This is a genomic window from Pseudoalteromonas sp. SR41-7, assembly GCF_014163935.1.
Lineage (GTDB): Bacteria > Pseudomonadota > Gammaproteobacteria > Enterobacterales > Alteromonadaceae > Pseudoalteromonas > Pseudoalteromonas distincta.
The window spans coordinates 61,173-77,573 of sequence record NZ_JACJEF010000002.1; the positions used below are offsets into that span (position 1 = coordinate 61,173).

The window sequence follows — 16,401 nt, forward strand, 5'->3', positions numbered from 1 at the left end:
AGAACGAATTTGAAAAGGAGTAGGAAAGTGGTGGAGCTAAGCAGGATCGAACTGCTGACCTCCTGCGTGCAAGGCAGGCGCTCTCCCAGCTGAGCTATAGCCCCACATTCCTAAGTTACATATAATGTAACTGCTTGACTGCTGAGTTCCAAGCGGGACGAACTTTAAGTTTTTTTATAAATTTGGTCAAGTATTTTTTCGTAAATTTTCACTGTTTACGTCAATTTTTGTTAGACTCGGCTTAATTCAAAACTAAAACGATAAAAAACAATGAAAAAATGTGTTCTAGCGCTTATGGTTTTACTCGCTGGCTGTGCCTCAAATGATGAGCCGCCTTTTGAAATAAATAATAAACAGTTTCACGAAAAGCAAGATGATCAAGGCAATAAGCTTTTTGCTTATGTTGTTTCGGTAAAAGCTAAGCATCGTGAAAACTTTAACCTTGACCGTGGTTCTAATAAGAGACCAAGTCGTGGTGAGGTTAAGCAGTATATAGAGAAAGAGCATTTTGAAGAGTCGAGCATTCTGAAGTTACAGCTAGAAGACCAAGCAGTTGAATTATTAAATCAGGAGCTAAAAGATCGTAAGTATTGCGACAACAAGCATGAAGTTAATGATGTTTTATGGCGAGATTTGAGTGTACAACTAAGAGGGCGTTGTTTGTAATATGTTGGCTGATAAAACTAAGTTAGCAGAGCTTTTGGCGCACCTAGATATTAACTATGATGTAATAGAGCATCCGCCGCTACATACTAGCTTAGCGGCAGATGAGTTTATGATTGAGCGCCCAGGTACTCGTCTTAAAAACCTATTTTTACGCGATAACGAAGGCAAGCGACACTTTTTAGTTATTACAGCGCACAATAAGCAGCTCGACTTAAAGGCACTATCAAAGCAACAAGGGCTTTCACGCTTAGGGTTCGCATCGAGTGAGCGGCTAGCTAAATATTTAAAAGTGGCTCCTGGGTGTGTATCTATGTTGGCTCTTTTAAATGATAAGCAAAACGAAGTGAGCTTATGGGTTGACCAAGATATTTGGCACGGTGATTTGTTTCATTGTCATCCGTTTGAAAACACCCAAACATGGTTGCTTAGTAAAGCTGATTTAGAAACATTTTTTAATTACACAAAGCATCAACCGCGCGTTGTATTTTTACCCTCAAAATAAGCCCACATAATTAACGATAAACCACATAAGCAAACCGCAAGCAGCGTAAACATAAACGCTGTTTGCCCATGATGTTGGTATACCACACCGGGTAATAACGACCCCAATGCGCCACCACTGTAATAAAACGATACATATCCGCCATTGGTTACACTTGGTGGGGCTTTACTTATTTTATTAACGAGCGGTGCGGCAGTTGAATGAATCACAAACATAGCACCACAAAACAAAGTAAATGCGATTAAAAATAAGCTAAGCTGATGGCTCATTAATAAAATAATACTCACACTATAAAAACTAAATACCGCAGTTAATAAGTGCCAAGGCGAAGGGACTTTTTTAAGTAACCAAGGTGCAGCAATAGAGGCGAGGGCACCAATTAAATAACCACTGTAAACTAAACCTATGTCACGAGTATTGGTAATTAAAAACGTGTTTTGTAATATAAACGGTAAGTAATTAAGCAGTGCAGCGAAACAAAAAAACATACAAAAAACGGCGCCGTAAACTTTAAGTACAGCGCCTTCTTTAAGTTGTTTAATGTAATCGAGTGGGGAGAGCTGCGACTGTTTAGCTGGGTTTGTAAAGCGGGAATGCTTAACTGTCAAAGCTAAGCAAAGAAGCATAAAAGCAATTACGTAATAAAAGCTCTGCCAATTCCATAAGTCGCTAAACAAAGCGGCAAGCACACGTCCAAAGTAACCACCAACTATACTGCTACCAATATATAGGGTCATATTTTTTTGAAGTGTATCAGCGCTATAACTCATGCCTATATAGCTAGTCATTGCTGTTAAAGCTGCGGGGAGCGTTAAACCCTGTAAAAATCTGACTAATAATAAAAGCTCAAAGCTAGGTACATAAATAAAAAGTAAGCAGCTAAGGCCTAAAAGCACCATTGCAATACGTAATATAAGTAGTGGATTTATTTTTGCTAAAAATAAACCATAAACGAGCGGGGCAATGGCTAAGGGCAGCATAGTTGCAGTCATTAAGCTGCCAGCTACCGCAGGTGCTACATTAAATTCGCTCGCAAAAAGGCTAAGTAGGGGTTGCGGTGCATAAAGCACAAAAAATATAAATACCGAGCAAACGAGTAGATGAGGTAAACGCATTATATGGCTTGTGCATTTGCTGATTGGTTGTCTGGTATTGTATTAAAAATTGGTTTTAATTCATAATTAAAACCATAGTCATTGCGCTATATCATGGTTTGTTTTAACTAGTTTGCTAGATTAATGTCGATAGCGCTGTTATTTGAACTCGTTGGTGATTAAAATAGCGATAATATTAGTTTTTAGTGGAACAAAGTCATGGGTTCATTACAAGACCAATTGCTTCAAGCAGGATTAACAACATCGCATAATGCTAAAGTTGCTAAATCAGAAAAGCGTAAGCAACAAAAAAAGCAAAAGAAAGGGGCTACTAGCAACCCAAGTGATCTGCAAAAGCATATTCAACAAACCAAGCTAGAGCAGCAAAAAAAAGCTGAAGAGCTTAACCAAACACGCCAAGTGAGCTTAAAGCAGCGCGAACAAGAAGCGCGTGTTAAACAAATTTTAGAACACCACAACCAAGATGCTATTCGTGGTGAGCGCACATTTAATTTTACTTATCAAAACAAAGTAAAAAATATCGACGTGAACGAGAAAACGCAAAAAGCGTTATCGGGCGGTCGTTTAGCTATTTGTGTACTAGAAGGGCAATTTTACGTATTAGACGACGAACCAGCACGCAAAGTGGCTGAAGTTGACGAAAAGTATATTGTTTTTCATGTAGAGCCAGAAAACAAACCAAAAGATGAAGATGACCCATACGCAGACTTTGAAGTACCAGATGATATAGTGTGGTAATAGTTATTAAGGGTAAGCTCATTTTTATTTGCTAAAGTATATAAAAGTGAGATAGAAACGAGTTAGCGGTTTTTGGTTAAGTTGATCGTCTAGCGTCGTTTCGTACGTATGCTTTTTATTTGATTGTTTACTACAATCAATAGAACAGTTTTTCTAACCGTCAAAAAAGAAGAGTAAATACAATGAGCAAGATGAAAACACTACTATTAGGCGCGGGTATTACTTTAGCCGCAAGCTTCTCGTTTAATGCAGCAGCTGCCGATGGCGCTGCACTTTATACCGCTAAGAATTGTCAAACTTGTCATGGCGCTGAAGGTAAAGCACCAATTATGGGTATGTACCCTAAACTAAACGGTCAAAACAAAGACTACTTAGTAGCGCAAATGAAAGATATTAAGTCAGGTGCACGTAATAACGGTATGACCATGGCAATGAAAGCAATGGTTGCAACGGTAACTGATGAAGAGTTTGAAGCAATTGCAGATTACCTAGCTAACGTAAAATAATTTACGCAGTTATACCATTTTAATGCAATTGGTATTTTAGTTTTACAAACAGCCACACAATAGTGTGGCTGTTTTGTTTGGTGTTTGCTATAAAATAGAGACTGCTTTAGACTTCTAAACATCTGTTCGTACAGGTTAATAATGTACGTTTTTAAAAGGCTCATTATGTTTGATTTACCCCAACTCGATTTAAAAAATAAAGTATCAGCACAAGAGTGGCAACTTCGTGTTGATTTAGCCGCGTGTTATAGACTGGTAGAGCACTTTCGTTGGGGGGATTTAATCTATACGCATTTATCAGCACGTTTGCCTGGCACCGACCACTACTTAGTGAATGCGTTTGGTTTAACCTTTGATGAAGTAACTGCCTCTAATTTAGTAAAGGTCGACTTAGACGGCAACATTATTGACGATACGCCATTTAGTATTAATCCAGCTGGATTTACTATTCACAGTGCGATTCACGAGGTACGCGAAGACGCTCATTGTGTTATTCACCTTCATACCAAAGAAACAATCGCAGTCGCTACACAAAAAAATGGTTTATTACCGCTTAGCCAATATTCAATGTTTTCACTGCCATCGCTTTCTTATCATGGCTACGAAGGGCTTGCAGTAAACGACGACGAGCGAAAAGTGCTGCAAGATGATTTGGGCAGCACTAACCATATGTTATTGGTAAATCACGGTGGCTTAACAGTAGGCCCAACGGTAGGCGATGCGTTTATGCGCTTTTATGATTTACAGCGAGCGTGTGAAATTCAACTAGCGCTACAATCAAGCTCGCAAGAGGTGATTGAAGTACCGCAACCTATAATCGACAATATTTATAATCAAGCAAACGTAGTACACAGTGGCAGCACTGGCGGGCAACTTGCGTGGCCTGCGATGTTACGTAAAGCGTATCGACTTGACCCTAGTTTTGCAAAATAACCCATAGCGGTTAATAAGGAATTTTAATGAAAGTAAATCGCGTTGAAGTATTTGATATTCACTGTCCTGATAGACCTTCTTGGACACCTGTGTTTGTACGTATTCATACTGACGAAGGTATTAGTGGTGTTGGCGAAGCGGGCCTTGCATACGATTTAGGTCACAGTGCTGCAGCGGCTATGATTAAAGAAATGGCCGACGCCTTTTTAATCGGCCACGACCCATTTCAAACAGAAAAACTATGGTCACGTATGTTACGTGAAAGCTTTTGGGGTTTAGGCGGCGGACCTGTTGTATATGCTGCAATGAGCGCAATTGATACCGCACTTTGGGATATAAAAGGTAAAGCGCTTGGTTTACCTGTATACCAGTTATTAGGCGGTAAAGTTAACGACAAACTACGCACTTACGCATCGCAATTACAGTTTGACTGGGATAGCGAATTTAAAGCGCTAGTACAACCGCAAGAATATGCAGAAGCGGCTTTAAAGGCGATGGCCGAAGGTTACGATGCAGTAAAAGTAGATCCAATTCAGTACGATAAAGACGGTAACACTTATTACGATCGTACAAAAATAATTTCACGTACTGAAATGAAGCTATACCGTGCACGTATGCAAGCTATTCGCGAAGCAGTAGGCGACGAAGTGGATATTATTTTTGAATGCCACAGTTTACCTGGCGTGACAACAGCCATTCAGTTGGGTGAAATTGCAGAAGAATTTGACTGTATGTACTTTGAAGAGCCAGTTAACTATTTAAACCATTCATTGCATGCAAAAGTAGCAGATAAAGTTAATGTGCCAATTGCTGGTGGTGAACGTTTGTATAATCGCTGGGGTGTGCGCCCGTACTTAGAAGATCAAAGTATTGATGTTCTGCAACCTGATATTGGTTTATGTGGTGGCTTTACCGAAACTAAAAAAGTATGTGATTACGCAGATATCTTTGATGTGCGTATTCAAGCTCACGTATGTGGCGGGCCTGTTGCAACAGCAGCATCACTGCACTTAGAAACGGCTATCCCTAACTTTTTGATTCATGAGCACCACACTTATGCGATTAAAAAGTGGAACCGCGAGTTATGTTTACAAGACCCACAACCTAAAAATGGTTTCTTTGAAGTGTCAGAAGAGCCAGGGTTGGGTATTGAATTAAATGATGAGATTGTTATGCGTTCTCAACGCGTAGAAATAAAATAATAGTCTTTTAACCTAACTTTAGGTCATGCATTAAAAAGCCGGTAAGTGATTAGTCACTTACCGGCTTTTACTCGTTTGGTAAAGTTTTAGCTTGTTATAACTCGTTAATTCTACATTCTACGTCTTTAAGCTCAATAGTGGCTTTACTATCAAGGTGGCGTATATAGCATTGCTTGCCTTTAATCATCAATTCAAACTGATCGGGTGTATTGCGACTTTGCGTGTCGATAATATTATTACCATCCACATTGCTAAGGGTTACTGTGCTGCTGGTAGTAAATACATTCTCAGCTAATTGAGTTTCTTGTATATGTACAAGTGTTTTAATTGCTTTGCTAACGGCTGTTTTATTTGGCTTTGCCAGTAGAGCATGTTGCAGCTTAGGTGTCGGATCTGGATTTTGAGATATGCAGCCATTGAGAAAAAACGCAGAAAATACAACGATTAGTAAAAAGTACATTTTCATAAATTGGCCGTATTATTATAAAAAGAGAGTTTAATATAACTAGTTTTACTTAAACTTGGTAGTAGTGCTTAGCGTTTGCATAGCTAAGGTTATGCCATGTCTTATCGTTTGAGCATAACGCCTTATGGCAGTGCCATAGAGTGTTGTAGCTTGTATTTATTTGGCACACAGGAAAGTTGCTTGCAAACATAATACGCTGCTGGCCAAAGTGATTAAAAAGAATATTAAAACACGCTGCTTGTTGCTCACTGGTAAGTTGTAGTAATTCAAAACCAGAGAATTTAATTGCTATGTTGTCGTGCTGAGCAAGTAACTCAGCACCTTGTTGCCAGTCATTTAAATTACTTGGTAGTCCTGCATGATTAATTATAATTTGAAGCTGCGGTAGCTGCTTAGCGTAGTAAGCTATTTGTTTGGTTATTTCGCTATTTTCAATATCAAATTGAGCTTCAAAATGCAGTTTATTTGTAGCCAATAAATTAAGGTTATTAATACAATGAGGGCTTTTTAGTCTCACTGCATCATCGTCTTCGGTTATATCTCTTATACCACAAAGGCTTGAATGAGCCAGTGCATTTAGCGCGTGATTAAATTGCTCTGCGGGCGCATCAATTTGGTTGTAACTAATAGCCTTAAACGAAAGGTTTTTTAAATGCGAGCTTAGCCAGTTTAACTCGTTTATAGGTGATTGATTATCAAACCCAGCCTCAATGTGCACAATACCCGCAAGTTCAAAATCAGTACTTTTAACAAGTTGCTTTGCACTTATTGGTTGTTTAATTTTTTCTAGGTTAGGCCATGCTGGTGGGTTTTCGCCTTGTAGCCAAGTATATTGCCCCTCGGCAAGATTAAAAAAATGCACATGAGGGTCAATAATTTGCATGCTCATTGGGCAGTGTAACCACCGTCAATGCTTTGTAGGCTGCCAGTAATAAAGCTGGCATCATCACTTGCTAAAAAGCTTACAAGGGCAGCAACCTCATCGGCTTGACCTAATCGGTTGAGCGGTTGAAGACTTGCTTCCTCGGCAACTATTTCAGCTTTATTTGCGCCACTGTTTGCGCAGTACGCATCTATCGCTTTATGAAATAGCGGGGTTTCTATTGTGCCAGGGCATACCGCATTTACTCTAATATTAAAGCTCGCGTAATCAAGCGCCGTTGTTTTGGCCATTGAGGCAAGAGCATGTTTTGTTAGGTTATACGCAAAAGAGTTTTGCTTACCTATAATTGCTTGATCGGATGCGACTAATATAATAGCGCCGCTATTTTGCGCTTTCATGCTTGGCAATACGCTTTGTACTGCGGCATAGGCGCCTTTAACATTAAGCGCAAAAAGTGCATCGAGAGTTTGCTCGTCGGTGCTTTCTATATTTGCGCTTAAGTGTTTTCCAGCATTAGAAACAAGTACATCAATACGTTTGCTTTGTTCACAGATAGCGTTGATACAGCTTTGTACCGCCGATACATCACTTACATCACACTGATGAAATATACCAGTTTCGCTTGGCTCTATATCAAGGTTATGTACTTTATAGCCATTACTTAGAAAACGCTTTACAACGGCTAGACCAATTCCTTTTGTACCACCTGTAACTACTGCAACTTTAGACATACTTACTTCCTTTATCGCTAACTAGTGAGAGTGACCACAGCCGCCTTCAGCGTGCACATGTCCGTGAGAAACTTCTTCACTCGTCGCTTCACGTACAGATACAACTTCAACGTCAAACGTGAGTGTTTTGCCCGCAAATGGGTGGTTTAAATCACAATCTGCGTTAAAACGACCAACCTTAACAATAGTAACCTGATGACGACCTTGGTTAGAGCTAACCATTGCTGTCATACCTGGTTTCCATACTTTAACATCGCCTTGTAGATGCTTAAGCGGAATACGTTGAATTAAATCATCAACACGCTCGCCGTACGATTCACTTGGCTCTAGAGTTACACTAAATTTTTCGCCGGCTTCTTTACCTTCAAGTGCTTTTTCTAAACCAGGAAGCATGCCTTCGCTGCCATGAATGTAAGTAAGTGGCGCTTCGTTTGTGCTACTTTCAATTTGCTCGCCCGCTTCGCTAAGGGTGTAATGAAATTCAACTGCTGAATTTTTGCTAATTTGCATGCTTGTCTCTTCAAATAATAACTATGTTAGGGCGCAATTTTACGCGAAATATACTTGTTTATAAACTTAACGTGGCTGATTTAGTGTTTTTTGTAAATCTAGCAGTAAATCTTTTTTTATTGGTGCTGCTTTTTGCTTTTCAGCCTGTGGTATAAACAGTACTAATTGAGTGCCAGGCTTTAAAATACTTGATGCAGAGAGTTTGTTCCATTTTGCCAAGTCGCTATGAGGTACATCATAAAGCTGACTTATACTCCAAAGGCTATCGCCTGACTTAACTTCGTAATCTATTTCAATGGTGGGGATCGCAATCTCTTGGTGTTCTAAATAAGGGCTGATTTTGTAATCAACAGTTAATGTGCTTGGCAGAGTTTTAGGTTGCCCAACTAATAACTTTTCTCCAACACCTATTAAATTATTATTTTTATTATTAAGTTGTTTCAAAGCTTTTACAGACATACTAAAACGCCTGGCGATACTGTAAAGCGTATCGTTTTGTTTAACGATGTACTCTCCAGCAAAGTTTGATTTGAAGAACTGACTTTTTAATAATGCTTCTTGCCCTATAGGCAGCAGTAAAGTATGCGGCCCGTTAGGTGAGCTTTGATTTTTTAAATATCCCTGATTAATAGCATGTAACTGCTTTGAACCTATACCAGAGAGCTTGGCAATGACTGAAAAGTCGAACTGCTGGCCTATGTTCATCTGTGTTGTAAATGGTTTATATGCTAGCTTTGGGCGTTTAATGCCCTTTTGTGGATGTTTAACTAAATAACTTAAAGCGAGTAATTTGGGTACATAGTCAGCAGTTTCTTTTGGCAGACTGAGCGACCAGTAATCGGTGCTTTTACCGCGTTTTTTGTTTTTTTCGATTGCACGTTTAACACGGCCTTCACCACTATTATAAGCGGCCAAAGCATGTAGCCAATTACCATCAAAGCGTTTATGTAAGTAACTTAAGTAATCAAGTGCAGCATCGGTTGAAGCAAGTACGTCTTGGCGCCCGTCATACCATTGGTCTGACTTAACACCAAAGTGATGCGCTGTTGCGCCAACTAATTGCCAAACACCAACAGCTTGCTGTGATGAGGCTATTGTTGGTCTAAAATCGCTTTCTACAAATGGTAGTAATGCGAGCTCCATAGGTAATTGCTTTTGCTCAATTTTTTTTACGATGTGATACAGGTAAGGCGCTGCGCGTTTGCTCACCGTTTGTAAGTAGTTAGGTTGCTTTGCATACCAGCTGATACGCTTTTTTAAAGCGCGATTTTGATAAATCGTAAAGTGTAGATTATTGGCTATATGCACCCACAGATCGGTGGTTTTTGGTGGGCGCTTTTTTACGATTGTTTTTTTGAATTGAAGTGGCGTAACTAGCTCATTAACTTGAGGCGTTTGAGCTACTTCCTCGTCAATATCATAAGTATAGTCAGGCTCAAAATGAGTAAATATTTGTGGAGCTTCTTGTGGTTCTTGCTCCGTTGATTGACAACCAAATAACAAAATACCCAAACAACATAAAACCAAACTGCGCATAGTGATCACTTTTGTAAATTCCTTTTATTATTTTAACACAATCCGTTGTGTTGAGTTATTCTGCGCTTTTTACGCGATTTAGGCCTGCTTGTAAAAAAAAGTTACTCGATTTTATATTAAGCGCTTCTTGTTTATAAGGCTCAATAACTGATTCAGGAAACGACAGCATTAATTGCTCAATACTTTGATCTTTATTGTTTTTAACATGCTCAGTTATGGCTGCTAAGAATGATAGTGGCTGTTTCAGCTGCTCTTTTGTTAATGTGCCGCCGTGACCAGGTATAATAATAGCGAGCTTTTCATCGTTAATATATTGCTTAAGCAACGTTTGCCAACTATTAAGTTCGCCGTGACCAGGGTAAGGAAGCCAGTCAACGATATCGCCACCAATCAGCACACTGCCATTATTAGTAGTAATAGTTAAATCACCGTTAGTATGGGCTTGCTGCGGCTCAAGCGTTACCTCAAAACCACCAAGGTCGATAACTTTACGACTATTAATGACTATTTCGGGTTTGCTAAGCTGATACTCCTGCCAGCGAAAAAGTCGCTTTTTTGCAAGCTTTAACTTATCACGCCATTTAGGTTGCTCTTCTTTAGGGACATTCGCTAATCGTTGGTAGCTCAGCTCAATGCTCTTTTCATAGGTGTCTAGTTTGTCGGTATATGCTGTTTGGTAAAGGCTAAAATTTTTATTTACTTGCTGATGAACAACGAGCTTGGCATCAGGATAAAAATTTTGCATAACCGCCATACCTAGCAAGTGATCGTCATGGTAATGCGTGGCAACCAAATAGCATAAAGGTGTTTTAAGGCGTTTTTTTAAATCTTCAGCAAGTTGTTCAACTGCAGCAAAATTGGCACTCGTATCAACCAGTAGGGCACATTTTTCGCCTTCAATTAATACTTGGTTAGAGTCGTAAAAGCGAAGCTTGTCTTGTTGCTTTAAAAACTGAATATGAGGGTTTATTGTATTCCAAATAACGGCAGCGTAGGTGCTAGGTGCTATTGATAGTAAAGTGCATGCCAATAGTAAGTGCTTACATGAAGAGGTTATGTTTGAAAGTTTTAACTTCATTTATTATCTCTACGCTGAGGTTTAATTACTTTAATAATAAACAAAAAGCGCAGTATGCGCTTTTTATTTTTGGTGTTTGGGGTCATTTGCCAAATGCTGACTGAGTTTATCAATCAATTGGTCTTGATGCTGTTGTTCAACTGTAGCCTGTGTTTTTGCTTCTAGCAATTCGTGGCTTAAGTTTAATGCTGCCATTAGTAGGGCTTTTTGATCGTTTCTAACGGTTGAGCGTTGTTTCATTTGCTCAACTAAGTCATTTAGATTTTTAGCTGCTGCTATTAATGCATCTTCCTGCCCTTCAGGGCAAGCAAATTGCTGCTCTTTACCTAGCAACTCAACAGTGACCCGCTGGTTTTGCAGCTCAGACATTAGCTAGCCTGTTGTGCGCTTTGTAATTTATCAAGAAGACCAGATAAAGTAGTGCTGGCATCTTTTTGCTTTTCTTCATTTTCTAAAGCTTCAAGCTGTAGTAATTCGTTTTCATCGCTTAGTTTAGTGTTCTGTTCTTTTAAAGTAGCAACATCTGTTTGTAATTGATTATTACGTTCGATTAAAGAATCGATCAGTTGTTCGAGTTGTTGAAGAGTAGTGTTGTTCATAAAGGCGCTCATATAACTGTAATTAATGTCATGCAAATGTAAAGCAAAGTGTGTTGATTTGCCAGCATTTACGGTGGTTTTAGCTGATTTTTCTTCTGCGTTAAGGGATAATTCAGCATATGAGCTTTTTCATTCAGAAATGGTTCACTTTAACACTCTCTTATCTTGGTGTGAGTTGCCAAAGCCTAGTGCTTATGGTTCACTTACGATATTAAATTGCGTATGGCGAAAATAAATAATGCTTAGTTACAGACACTCATTTCATGCGGGTAATCCTGCCGATGTACTTAAACATTTAGTACTGGCACAAGTACTAAATTACCAAACAATTAAAGATAAACCGCTTGATTATATAGACACGCATTCAGGTGCTGGCTTTTTTGAACTGGCAGCTGCTGATGCGCAAAAAACGCAAGAGTATCAAGATGGTATTGAAAAACTTTGGCAACATAAAAGTGAACATGCTGAGCTTAATGAGTACATTGAATTAATTAAGTCATTTAACGACACTGACGAACTTGCATTTTATCCGGGTTCACCAAAAATTGCAGAGCATTACTTGCGCCGCCAAGATAAGGGTTGGTTTTTTGAACTGCACCCGCGCGATTTATTATTACTTGAAGAAAATATGCAAGGTAAGCGCTCCATTCGTGTGCGCGGAGAAGATGGCTTTACCGGCTTAGTAGGATTATTACCACCAGCATCTCGCAGAGCGTGTGTGTTAATTGACCCTCCGTACGAAATTAAAAATGACTACGAAACGGTTGTAAAAACCTTAGTTAAAGCTCATCAGCGTTTTGCTACAGGTACTTATATGATTTGGTATCCGGTAGTAGACAGAGAGCGCATTGATAATATGGAGCAGGGCTTAATTGATTCAGGAATGCGCAACATTCAGCTATTTGAATTAGGCACTGAAGCGGACACTGACGTACACGGCATGACAGCATCTGGCATGATTGTGATTAACCCTCCATGGAAGCTAAAGCAAACAATGGATGCAATAATGCCTGAACTTGTTGATTTGTTGAGTGAGCCAAGTGGTTTTTACAGAAGTGAACAACTCGTTGATGAGTAGCTTTAAATAGCGCTTACAATGAAGATAAAATGCCCAGCTTTGCTGGGCATTTTATTTAAAATCAATACGAATGTGTTAGGTAACACATATATTAGGGAGCTAAATATTAATTAAAATAAACTGCGTTAAAAGTAGCAAGCGTATTACCGCTGTTGTTTTTAAGTTTCAGTGACTCGCCTGTAATTTCCCACTTTGAAGTATTGTTAAGTACGTTAGACATAGCTGCCTCTTGGTCCATATTCTCCGAACACATCTTTTTTGTACTCGCTAATTGACTAAGTGTAATTGTGTGCTGCTCGGTGCTATAACTTCCGCTAAAATTATTACAGCCTAAAAAGCCATTAACACGGTAGTCTTTATCGAACTGAATAAACGGCTCTTTAGTTGTAACATTTACTGTTTGAGCATTGATTGTTATTGCTTTCCAGTACGTGTTTGTAAGCGTTACGTCTGGCTTTTCAACGGATACTTTTGAAAGCTCAATTTTATAAGGGCCAGTTAGCTGTGACTCTCTAAATGGGTCGTTATTTGTGGTACTTGTGTAAAGTACTTTGTCTTTATTTATGATTCTGGCGCTTAGGCTATAGCGGTGTTTATCGTTAACTTTACTGGCATCATAAGTTAGCTCTACAGTAAATGGTGGGGCTTGGGTTATATCAATCACTTCTTGGGTTATTATATCTGCTTTTACATCCATTTTAGATACATCCGAAAGCGTAACGATTAACTGTGAACCGGGGCGAAGCATACTGCGATCTTTGTAGCTAACTTGGGTAGTTAGAGTCGATATTGATTTTGCTTGCTTTGTATTGTCAGTCGGCTTTGTTTGTTGATCACAACCGGTTATAGCAAAAGCGCTTAGTGCTAATAAACTAAGTCCTGTAAGTGCTTTTTTACGTGAATGTACTGCTTGATGCTTTTCCATGTTTGTTATCCTTACTCAATATTATCCCCCTAGTGTATTACCTAGTGACTTAATCATTCCTTAACTTATTTTAAACATAAAAAAAGGCGCATTAGCGCCTTTAATAATTAAAAACAAACGATTATTTTTTAACAAACTTAGTTAAAATAACAATGCGTTGGCCGTCAACTCGCCCTTCAATATGTTCAGGGTTGCTGGTTAGGCCAATATTACGAACAGCTGTTCCGCGTTTAGCTGTAAGGCTACTACCTTTAACGTCTAAGTCTTTAATTAAGATAACAGTATCGCCTGCTTGAAGTACTACACCGTTGCTATCTACATGCTTTAAATCGTCATCTTCAGCAAGTGCTTTTTTAGCCCACGTTAGCGTATCTTCTTCAAGGTAAATCATGTCTAGCGCATCTTGTGCCCAGCCATTATCAGGCGCTAAACGCGAAAGCATTCTGTAAGCTACAACTTGTACTGCAGGAGTTTGGCTCCACATGCTATCGTTTAAACAGTGCCAATGCGTAGGCGTTATTTCGCTGTTATTCTCGATTTGATCTTTACATGTTTGACACGTGTAAATACATTTATCTGAGTGGGTTTCAGTTACCGGTGGTACTTCATAAACAGATAAGTTCTCGGTGGCTGCACACAATTCACATTGATTATTACTACGTTCGATTAAGGCTTTTTCAATACTCATGGGGCTCTTTCTGATTCTGGTCGAGTTAACATTTGCTGCTATTGTACTCCAAAACACGAGCTCTGCGCCATTAGTCCCTTAATTTTGTGTGGGTATATTACTCATATACTTATCTTCAATAGTTTTTATATATCCTTGAGCGTGAAGGTTTTTAATTGCTAGGTTTATCTGGGGCAATAATTCTTTGTGTTTGCTCAATAAGCGAATTCTTAAAAAACCATGGGAATGCTGTGCGCCAAAGGCAATGTTTATCCCTAACTGCTTTGCCCAATAGAGCGCAGTTAACTTACCTACTAGTGCAGCTTCTACACGGTTTCTTGATAGGGCTGTCATAAGTTCTTTTTCGGATGGAAAGTCAACACGCTCAAAGGTGTTGTCATTAAAGTAATAGTAACCTAGTACCGTTCCTATATTTTTACCCTTCAAGCTATCAGCGCTTTGCCAATGCTGGGCATTTTTAGGCAAGGTAACAATCATTTCTGTGGCATAAATAAGCGGCTCTGAAAAAACATAACGAGGGTCATTTCTCTCACTCTTTGAGAGCCATTCTAATGAAATAACATCAAAATCGATTATTTCATCTTGTAAATATTTGGTAATACGCTTTGTAGGTAGGTCGATATGAGAAGCTGCAATATTGGCATCATCGAGTACTTTTTCAATAATTTCGGGTAATATGCCAGGCTTTTCTGGATCATTTGTATAATATGGATAATGACTCCCTGACGCGCTAACATTATATTTGAGGGGAGTAGGATTAATGCTGGCATAGCTAAAAAATACAAATAGCAGAGGGCTCAGTACTAATAACCGAATAAAGTTAGTCAAATCTCTACCTTTTATATTAATATTTTATATTAGTGTTGTGTAATTTTAACGTTTTTGCAATGACGACTATATTTATCTTATGCGTGTTGCATTAAAGTACACATATTATTGGCTGTTTTGCCATCTTTTATTTATAGGTTTAGAGCCAAGTGAAATTACATAACATACCTGATGAAGTACAAAAAATAACTCAGTTTGTTGCGCGGCAACCTATTTTTGATATAGACCAGAATGTTTTCTCGTACGAATTGCTTTATAGAGACTCAGCCAATAATGCGTTTCCTGTAGGCACTTCAGATGTCCATGCGACAAGCCGCCTATTTTTTAATGCTTTAATGTTGGTTGGTTTAGATAGACTTACCGCACATCATTTAGCTTTTATAAACTTGTCATCAGAAACTATTCTCGATAACTTCCCCAAACTTTTATTGCCAGAAAATAGTGTTATTGAAATAGTGGAGCGCACGGGTAATATTCCTGCGGTGGCTGAGCGTGTGCAAGAACTTAAAAAAGAAGGGTATGTTTTTGCGTTAGATGATTACGATGGCGATCCAAAATGGGAGCCACTGTTAGCACATGTTGATTACATAAAAATTGAGATAGATGATCCGGTTATTAAAACCAATATGCGCATTAAAAAAATAAAACGCGCAAATCCACATGCAAAAATAATTGTTGAACGAATAGAGACGCATGAACAATTTAATGTATTAAAATTGGCTGGCTGCGATTTATTTCAAGGGTTCTTTTTTTCTCGCCCAGAAATGATTACGTATAAAGGTGTAGAGCCTTCTAAGCTAACCGTTTTTGATCTATTGCGTTTTACAGCAAAAGAAACACTTTGCTTTAAAGAAGTTCATCAACGAGTGGCCCGAGATGTCGCCATAACAGCGAGGGTTTTAAAGCTAGCTAACGCGCGTTCAGGCAAAGCAAATTTAGTCATTACGTCTATTTCACAAGCGGTTATTTATTTAGGTGAGGACACAATAAGACAATTTGTTCGCGTATTAGCAATTAGTGAGTTGGGGGTCGAAAAACCAACCGAATTAACTAAGCTTGCTTTAACGCGGGCTCAATTTATGTCGCTAATATTGGAGCAAAATAATAAAGAGTTGACCGAGCAAGGGTATCTGGTGGGTTTGTTCTCGGTGCTTGATGCTATTTTAGATGCTGAATTAAAAGACATAGTTAAAGAGTTTACTTTAGATGCTGCAATATCTGATGCGTTACTATTAGAGAGCGGCATTTTAGGGAACTGTTTATCGCTTATAAAAGAGTTTGAATTAGATAATATAGATGAAGCTATGGTCCATTTGGCCAACATAAACTCAGAGCTGCACATTGGCGATATATTTAATTTTTTATTGGATGCTGTTTTATACAGTGATGACATTATTGAGGCAATAACAGAATAAAT

At 38.8% G+C, this 16,401-nt stretch carries 20 protein-coding genes and 1 tRNA gene; 8 read left to right on the forward strand and 13 right to left on the reverse strand.

Going from position 1 to position 16,401, the window contains the following annotated elements; genetic code table 11:
- Positions 1 to 28 precede the first annotated feature (28 nt).
- Positions 29 to 104: transfer RNA gene (locus H5092_RS02960), tRNA-Ala, on the reverse strand.
- Positions 105 to 270: 166 nt separating this feature from the next.
- On the opposite strand from H5092_RS02960, the gene H5092_RS02965 reads away from it, so the two are divergent.
- Positions 271 to 666 (forward strand): hypothetical protein, encoded by a 396-nt coding sequence (locus tag H5092_RS02965; RefSeq protein WP_182694033.1) that lies wholly within the window; start codon positions 271 to 273, stop codon positions 664 to 666.
- 1 nt (position 667) lies between these two features.
- Complete coding sequence (locus H5092_RS02970) at positions 668 to 1,168, forward strand: prolyl-tRNA synthetase associated domain-containing protein (protein ID WP_154903604.1); 501 nt, start codon at positions 668 to 670, stop codon at positions 1,166 to 1,168.
- Here the strand turns inward: H5092_RS02970 and H5092_RS02975 are convergent.
- On the reverse strand, positions 1,135 to 2,283 hold the full coding sequence (locus tag H5092_RS02975; RefSeq protein WP_165723902.1) for an MFS transporter: 1,149 nt from the start codon (positions 2,281 to 2,283) through the stop codon (positions 1,135 to 1,137). The genes H5092_RS02970 and H5092_RS02975 overlap by 34 nt on opposite strands.
- A 198-nt stretch (positions 2,284 to 2,481) precedes the next feature.
- Between H5092_RS02975 and H5092_RS02980 the strand changes: the two genes are divergently transcribed.
- The 4 genes from H5092_RS02980 (at position 2,482) to H5092_RS02995 (ending at position 5,662) form a co-directional block, all read left to right on the forward strand.
- On the forward strand, positions 2,482 to 3,021 hold the full coding sequence (locus tag H5092_RS02980) for a DUF2058 domain-containing protein (RefSeq protein WP_002957867.1): 540 nt from the start codon (positions 2,482 to 2,484) through the stop codon (positions 3,019 to 3,021).
- A 182-nt stretch (positions 3,022 to 3,203) separates the two neighbouring features.
- A complete protein-coding gene (locus H5092_RS02985; RefSeq protein ID WP_002957866.1) occupies positions 3,204 to 3,527 on the forward strand; it encodes a c-type cytochrome in 324 nt (107 codons plus the stop codon).
- A 165-nt stretch (positions 3,528 to 3,692) separates the two neighbouring features.
- Positions 3,693 to 4,460 carry a class II aldolase/adducin family protein gene (locus H5092_RS02990; RefSeq protein WP_010554363.1) on the forward strand — a complete coding sequence of 256 codons (768 nt, stop codon included), beginning with the start codon at positions 3,693 to 3,695 and terminating at the stop codon, positions 4,458 to 4,460.
- 26 nt (positions 4,461 to 4,486) lie between these two features.
- On the forward strand, positions 4,487 to 5,662 hold the full coding sequence (locus H5092_RS02995) for a mandelate racemase/muconate lactonizing enzyme family protein (protein WP_007375956.1): 1,176 nt from the start codon (positions 4,487 to 4,489) through the stop codon (positions 5,660 to 5,662).
- A gap of 94 nt (positions 5,663 to 5,756) precedes the next feature.
- On the opposite strand, the gene H5092_RS03000 is transcribed toward H5092_RS02995, so the two are convergent.
- The 8 genes from H5092_RS03000 to zapB all read right to left on the reverse strand — a co-directional run bounded on the left by H5092_RS03000 (position 5,757) and on the right by zapB (position 11,465).
- Complete coding sequence (locus H5092_RS03000) at positions 5,757 to 6,128, reverse strand: hypothetical protein (protein ID WP_024595815.1); 372 nt, start codon at positions 6,126 to 6,128, stop codon at positions 5,757 to 5,759.
- Positions 6,129 to 6,177: 49 nt separating this feature from the next.
- Positions 6,178 to 7,017 carry an amidohydrolase gene (locus H5092_RS03005; RefSeq protein WP_182732879.1) on the reverse strand — a complete coding sequence of 280 codons (840 nt, stop codon included), beginning with the start codon at positions 7,015 to 7,017 and terminating at the stop codon, positions 6,178 to 6,180.
- Positions 7,014 to 7,742, reverse strand: a complete 729-nt coding sequence (locus tag H5092_RS03010) for an SDR family NAD(P)-dependent oxidoreductase (RefSeq protein WP_182732880.1) — start codon at positions 7,740 to 7,742, stop codon at positions 7,014 to 7,016. Before H5092_RS03010 ends, H5092_RS03005 begins: the two co-directional genes overlap by 4 nt.
- A 21-nt stretch (positions 7,743 to 7,763) precedes the next feature.
- Complete coding sequence (locus tag H5092_RS03015; protein ID WP_002957860.1) at positions 7,764 to 8,252, reverse strand: peptidylprolyl isomerase; 489 nt, start codon at positions 8,250 to 8,252, stop codon at positions 7,764 to 7,766.
- A gap of 66 nt (positions 8,253 to 8,318) precedes the next feature.
- Positions 8,319 to 9,788, reverse strand: coding sequence for a LysM peptidoglycan-binding domain-containing protein (locus H5092_RS03020; RefSeq protein WP_182732881.1), 1,470 nt, complete (start codon positions 9,786 to 9,788; stop codon positions 8,319 to 8,321).
- Positions 9,789 to 9,843: 55 nt separating this feature from the next.
- Positions 9,844 to 10,866, reverse strand: a complete 1,023-nt coding sequence (locus H5092_RS03025) for an MBL fold metallo-hydrolase (protein WP_182732882.1) — start codon at positions 10,864 to 10,866, stop codon at positions 9,844 to 9,846.
- Between the two features lie 63 nt (positions 10,867 to 10,929).
- A complete protein-coding gene (locus H5092_RS03030; protein ID WP_002957856.1) occupies positions 10,930 to 11,235 on the reverse strand; it encodes a cell division protein ZapA in 306 nt (101 codons plus the stop codon).
- Entirely contained in the window at positions 11,235 to 11,465 is a 231-nt protein-coding gene (gene zapB / locus H5092_RS03035; protein ID WP_002957855.1) for a cell division protein ZapB, read from the reverse strand. Before zapB ends, H5092_RS03030 begins: the two co-directional genes overlap by 1 nt.
- Positions 11,466 to 11,703: 238 nt before the next feature.
- Between zapB and H5092_RS03040 the strand changes: the two genes are divergently transcribed.
- The gene (locus tag H5092_RS03040) at positions 11,704 to 12,543 is read left to right on the forward strand and encodes a 23S rRNA (adenine(2030)-N(6))-methyltransferase RlmJ (protein WP_182732883.1); all 840 of its coding nucleotides are present in this window, start codon (positions 11,704 to 11,706) and stop codon (positions 12,541 to 12,543) included.
- A gap of 106 nt (positions 12,544 to 12,649) precedes the next feature.
- Here H5092_RS03040 and H5092_RS03045 read toward each other — a convergent pair whose 3' ends face one another.
- From H5092_RS03045 to H5092_RS03055, 3 genes are all read right to left on the reverse strand, one after another.
- Positions 12,650 to 13,468 (reverse strand): META domain-containing protein, encoded by an 819-nt coding sequence (locus H5092_RS03045; RefSeq protein WP_182732884.1) that lies wholly within the window; start codon positions 13,466 to 13,468, stop codon positions 12,650 to 12,652.
- Positions 13,469 to 13,589: 121 nt separating this feature from the next.
- Positions 13,590 to 14,156 carry an alkylphosphonate utilization protein gene (locus tag H5092_RS03050; protein ID WP_182732885.1) on the reverse strand — a complete coding sequence of 189 codons (567 nt, stop codon included), beginning with the start codon at positions 14,154 to 14,156 and terminating at the stop codon, positions 13,590 to 13,592.
- A 78-nt stretch (positions 14,157 to 14,234) separates the two neighbouring features.
- A complete protein-coding gene (locus H5092_RS03055; protein WP_024595823.1) occupies positions 14,235 to 14,984 on the reverse strand; it encodes an ABC transporter substrate-binding protein in 750 nt (249 codons plus the stop codon).
- A 149-nt stretch (positions 14,985 to 15,133) separates the two neighbouring features.
- Between H5092_RS03055 and H5092_RS03060 the strand changes: the two genes are divergently transcribed.
- Complete coding sequence (locus tag H5092_RS03060) at positions 15,134 to 16,399, forward strand: EAL and HDOD domain-containing protein (RefSeq protein ID WP_024595824.1); 1,266 nt, start codon at positions 15,134 to 15,136, stop codon at positions 16,397 to 16,399.
- The last annotated feature ends 2 nt before the right edge of the window (positions 16,400 to 16,401 follow it).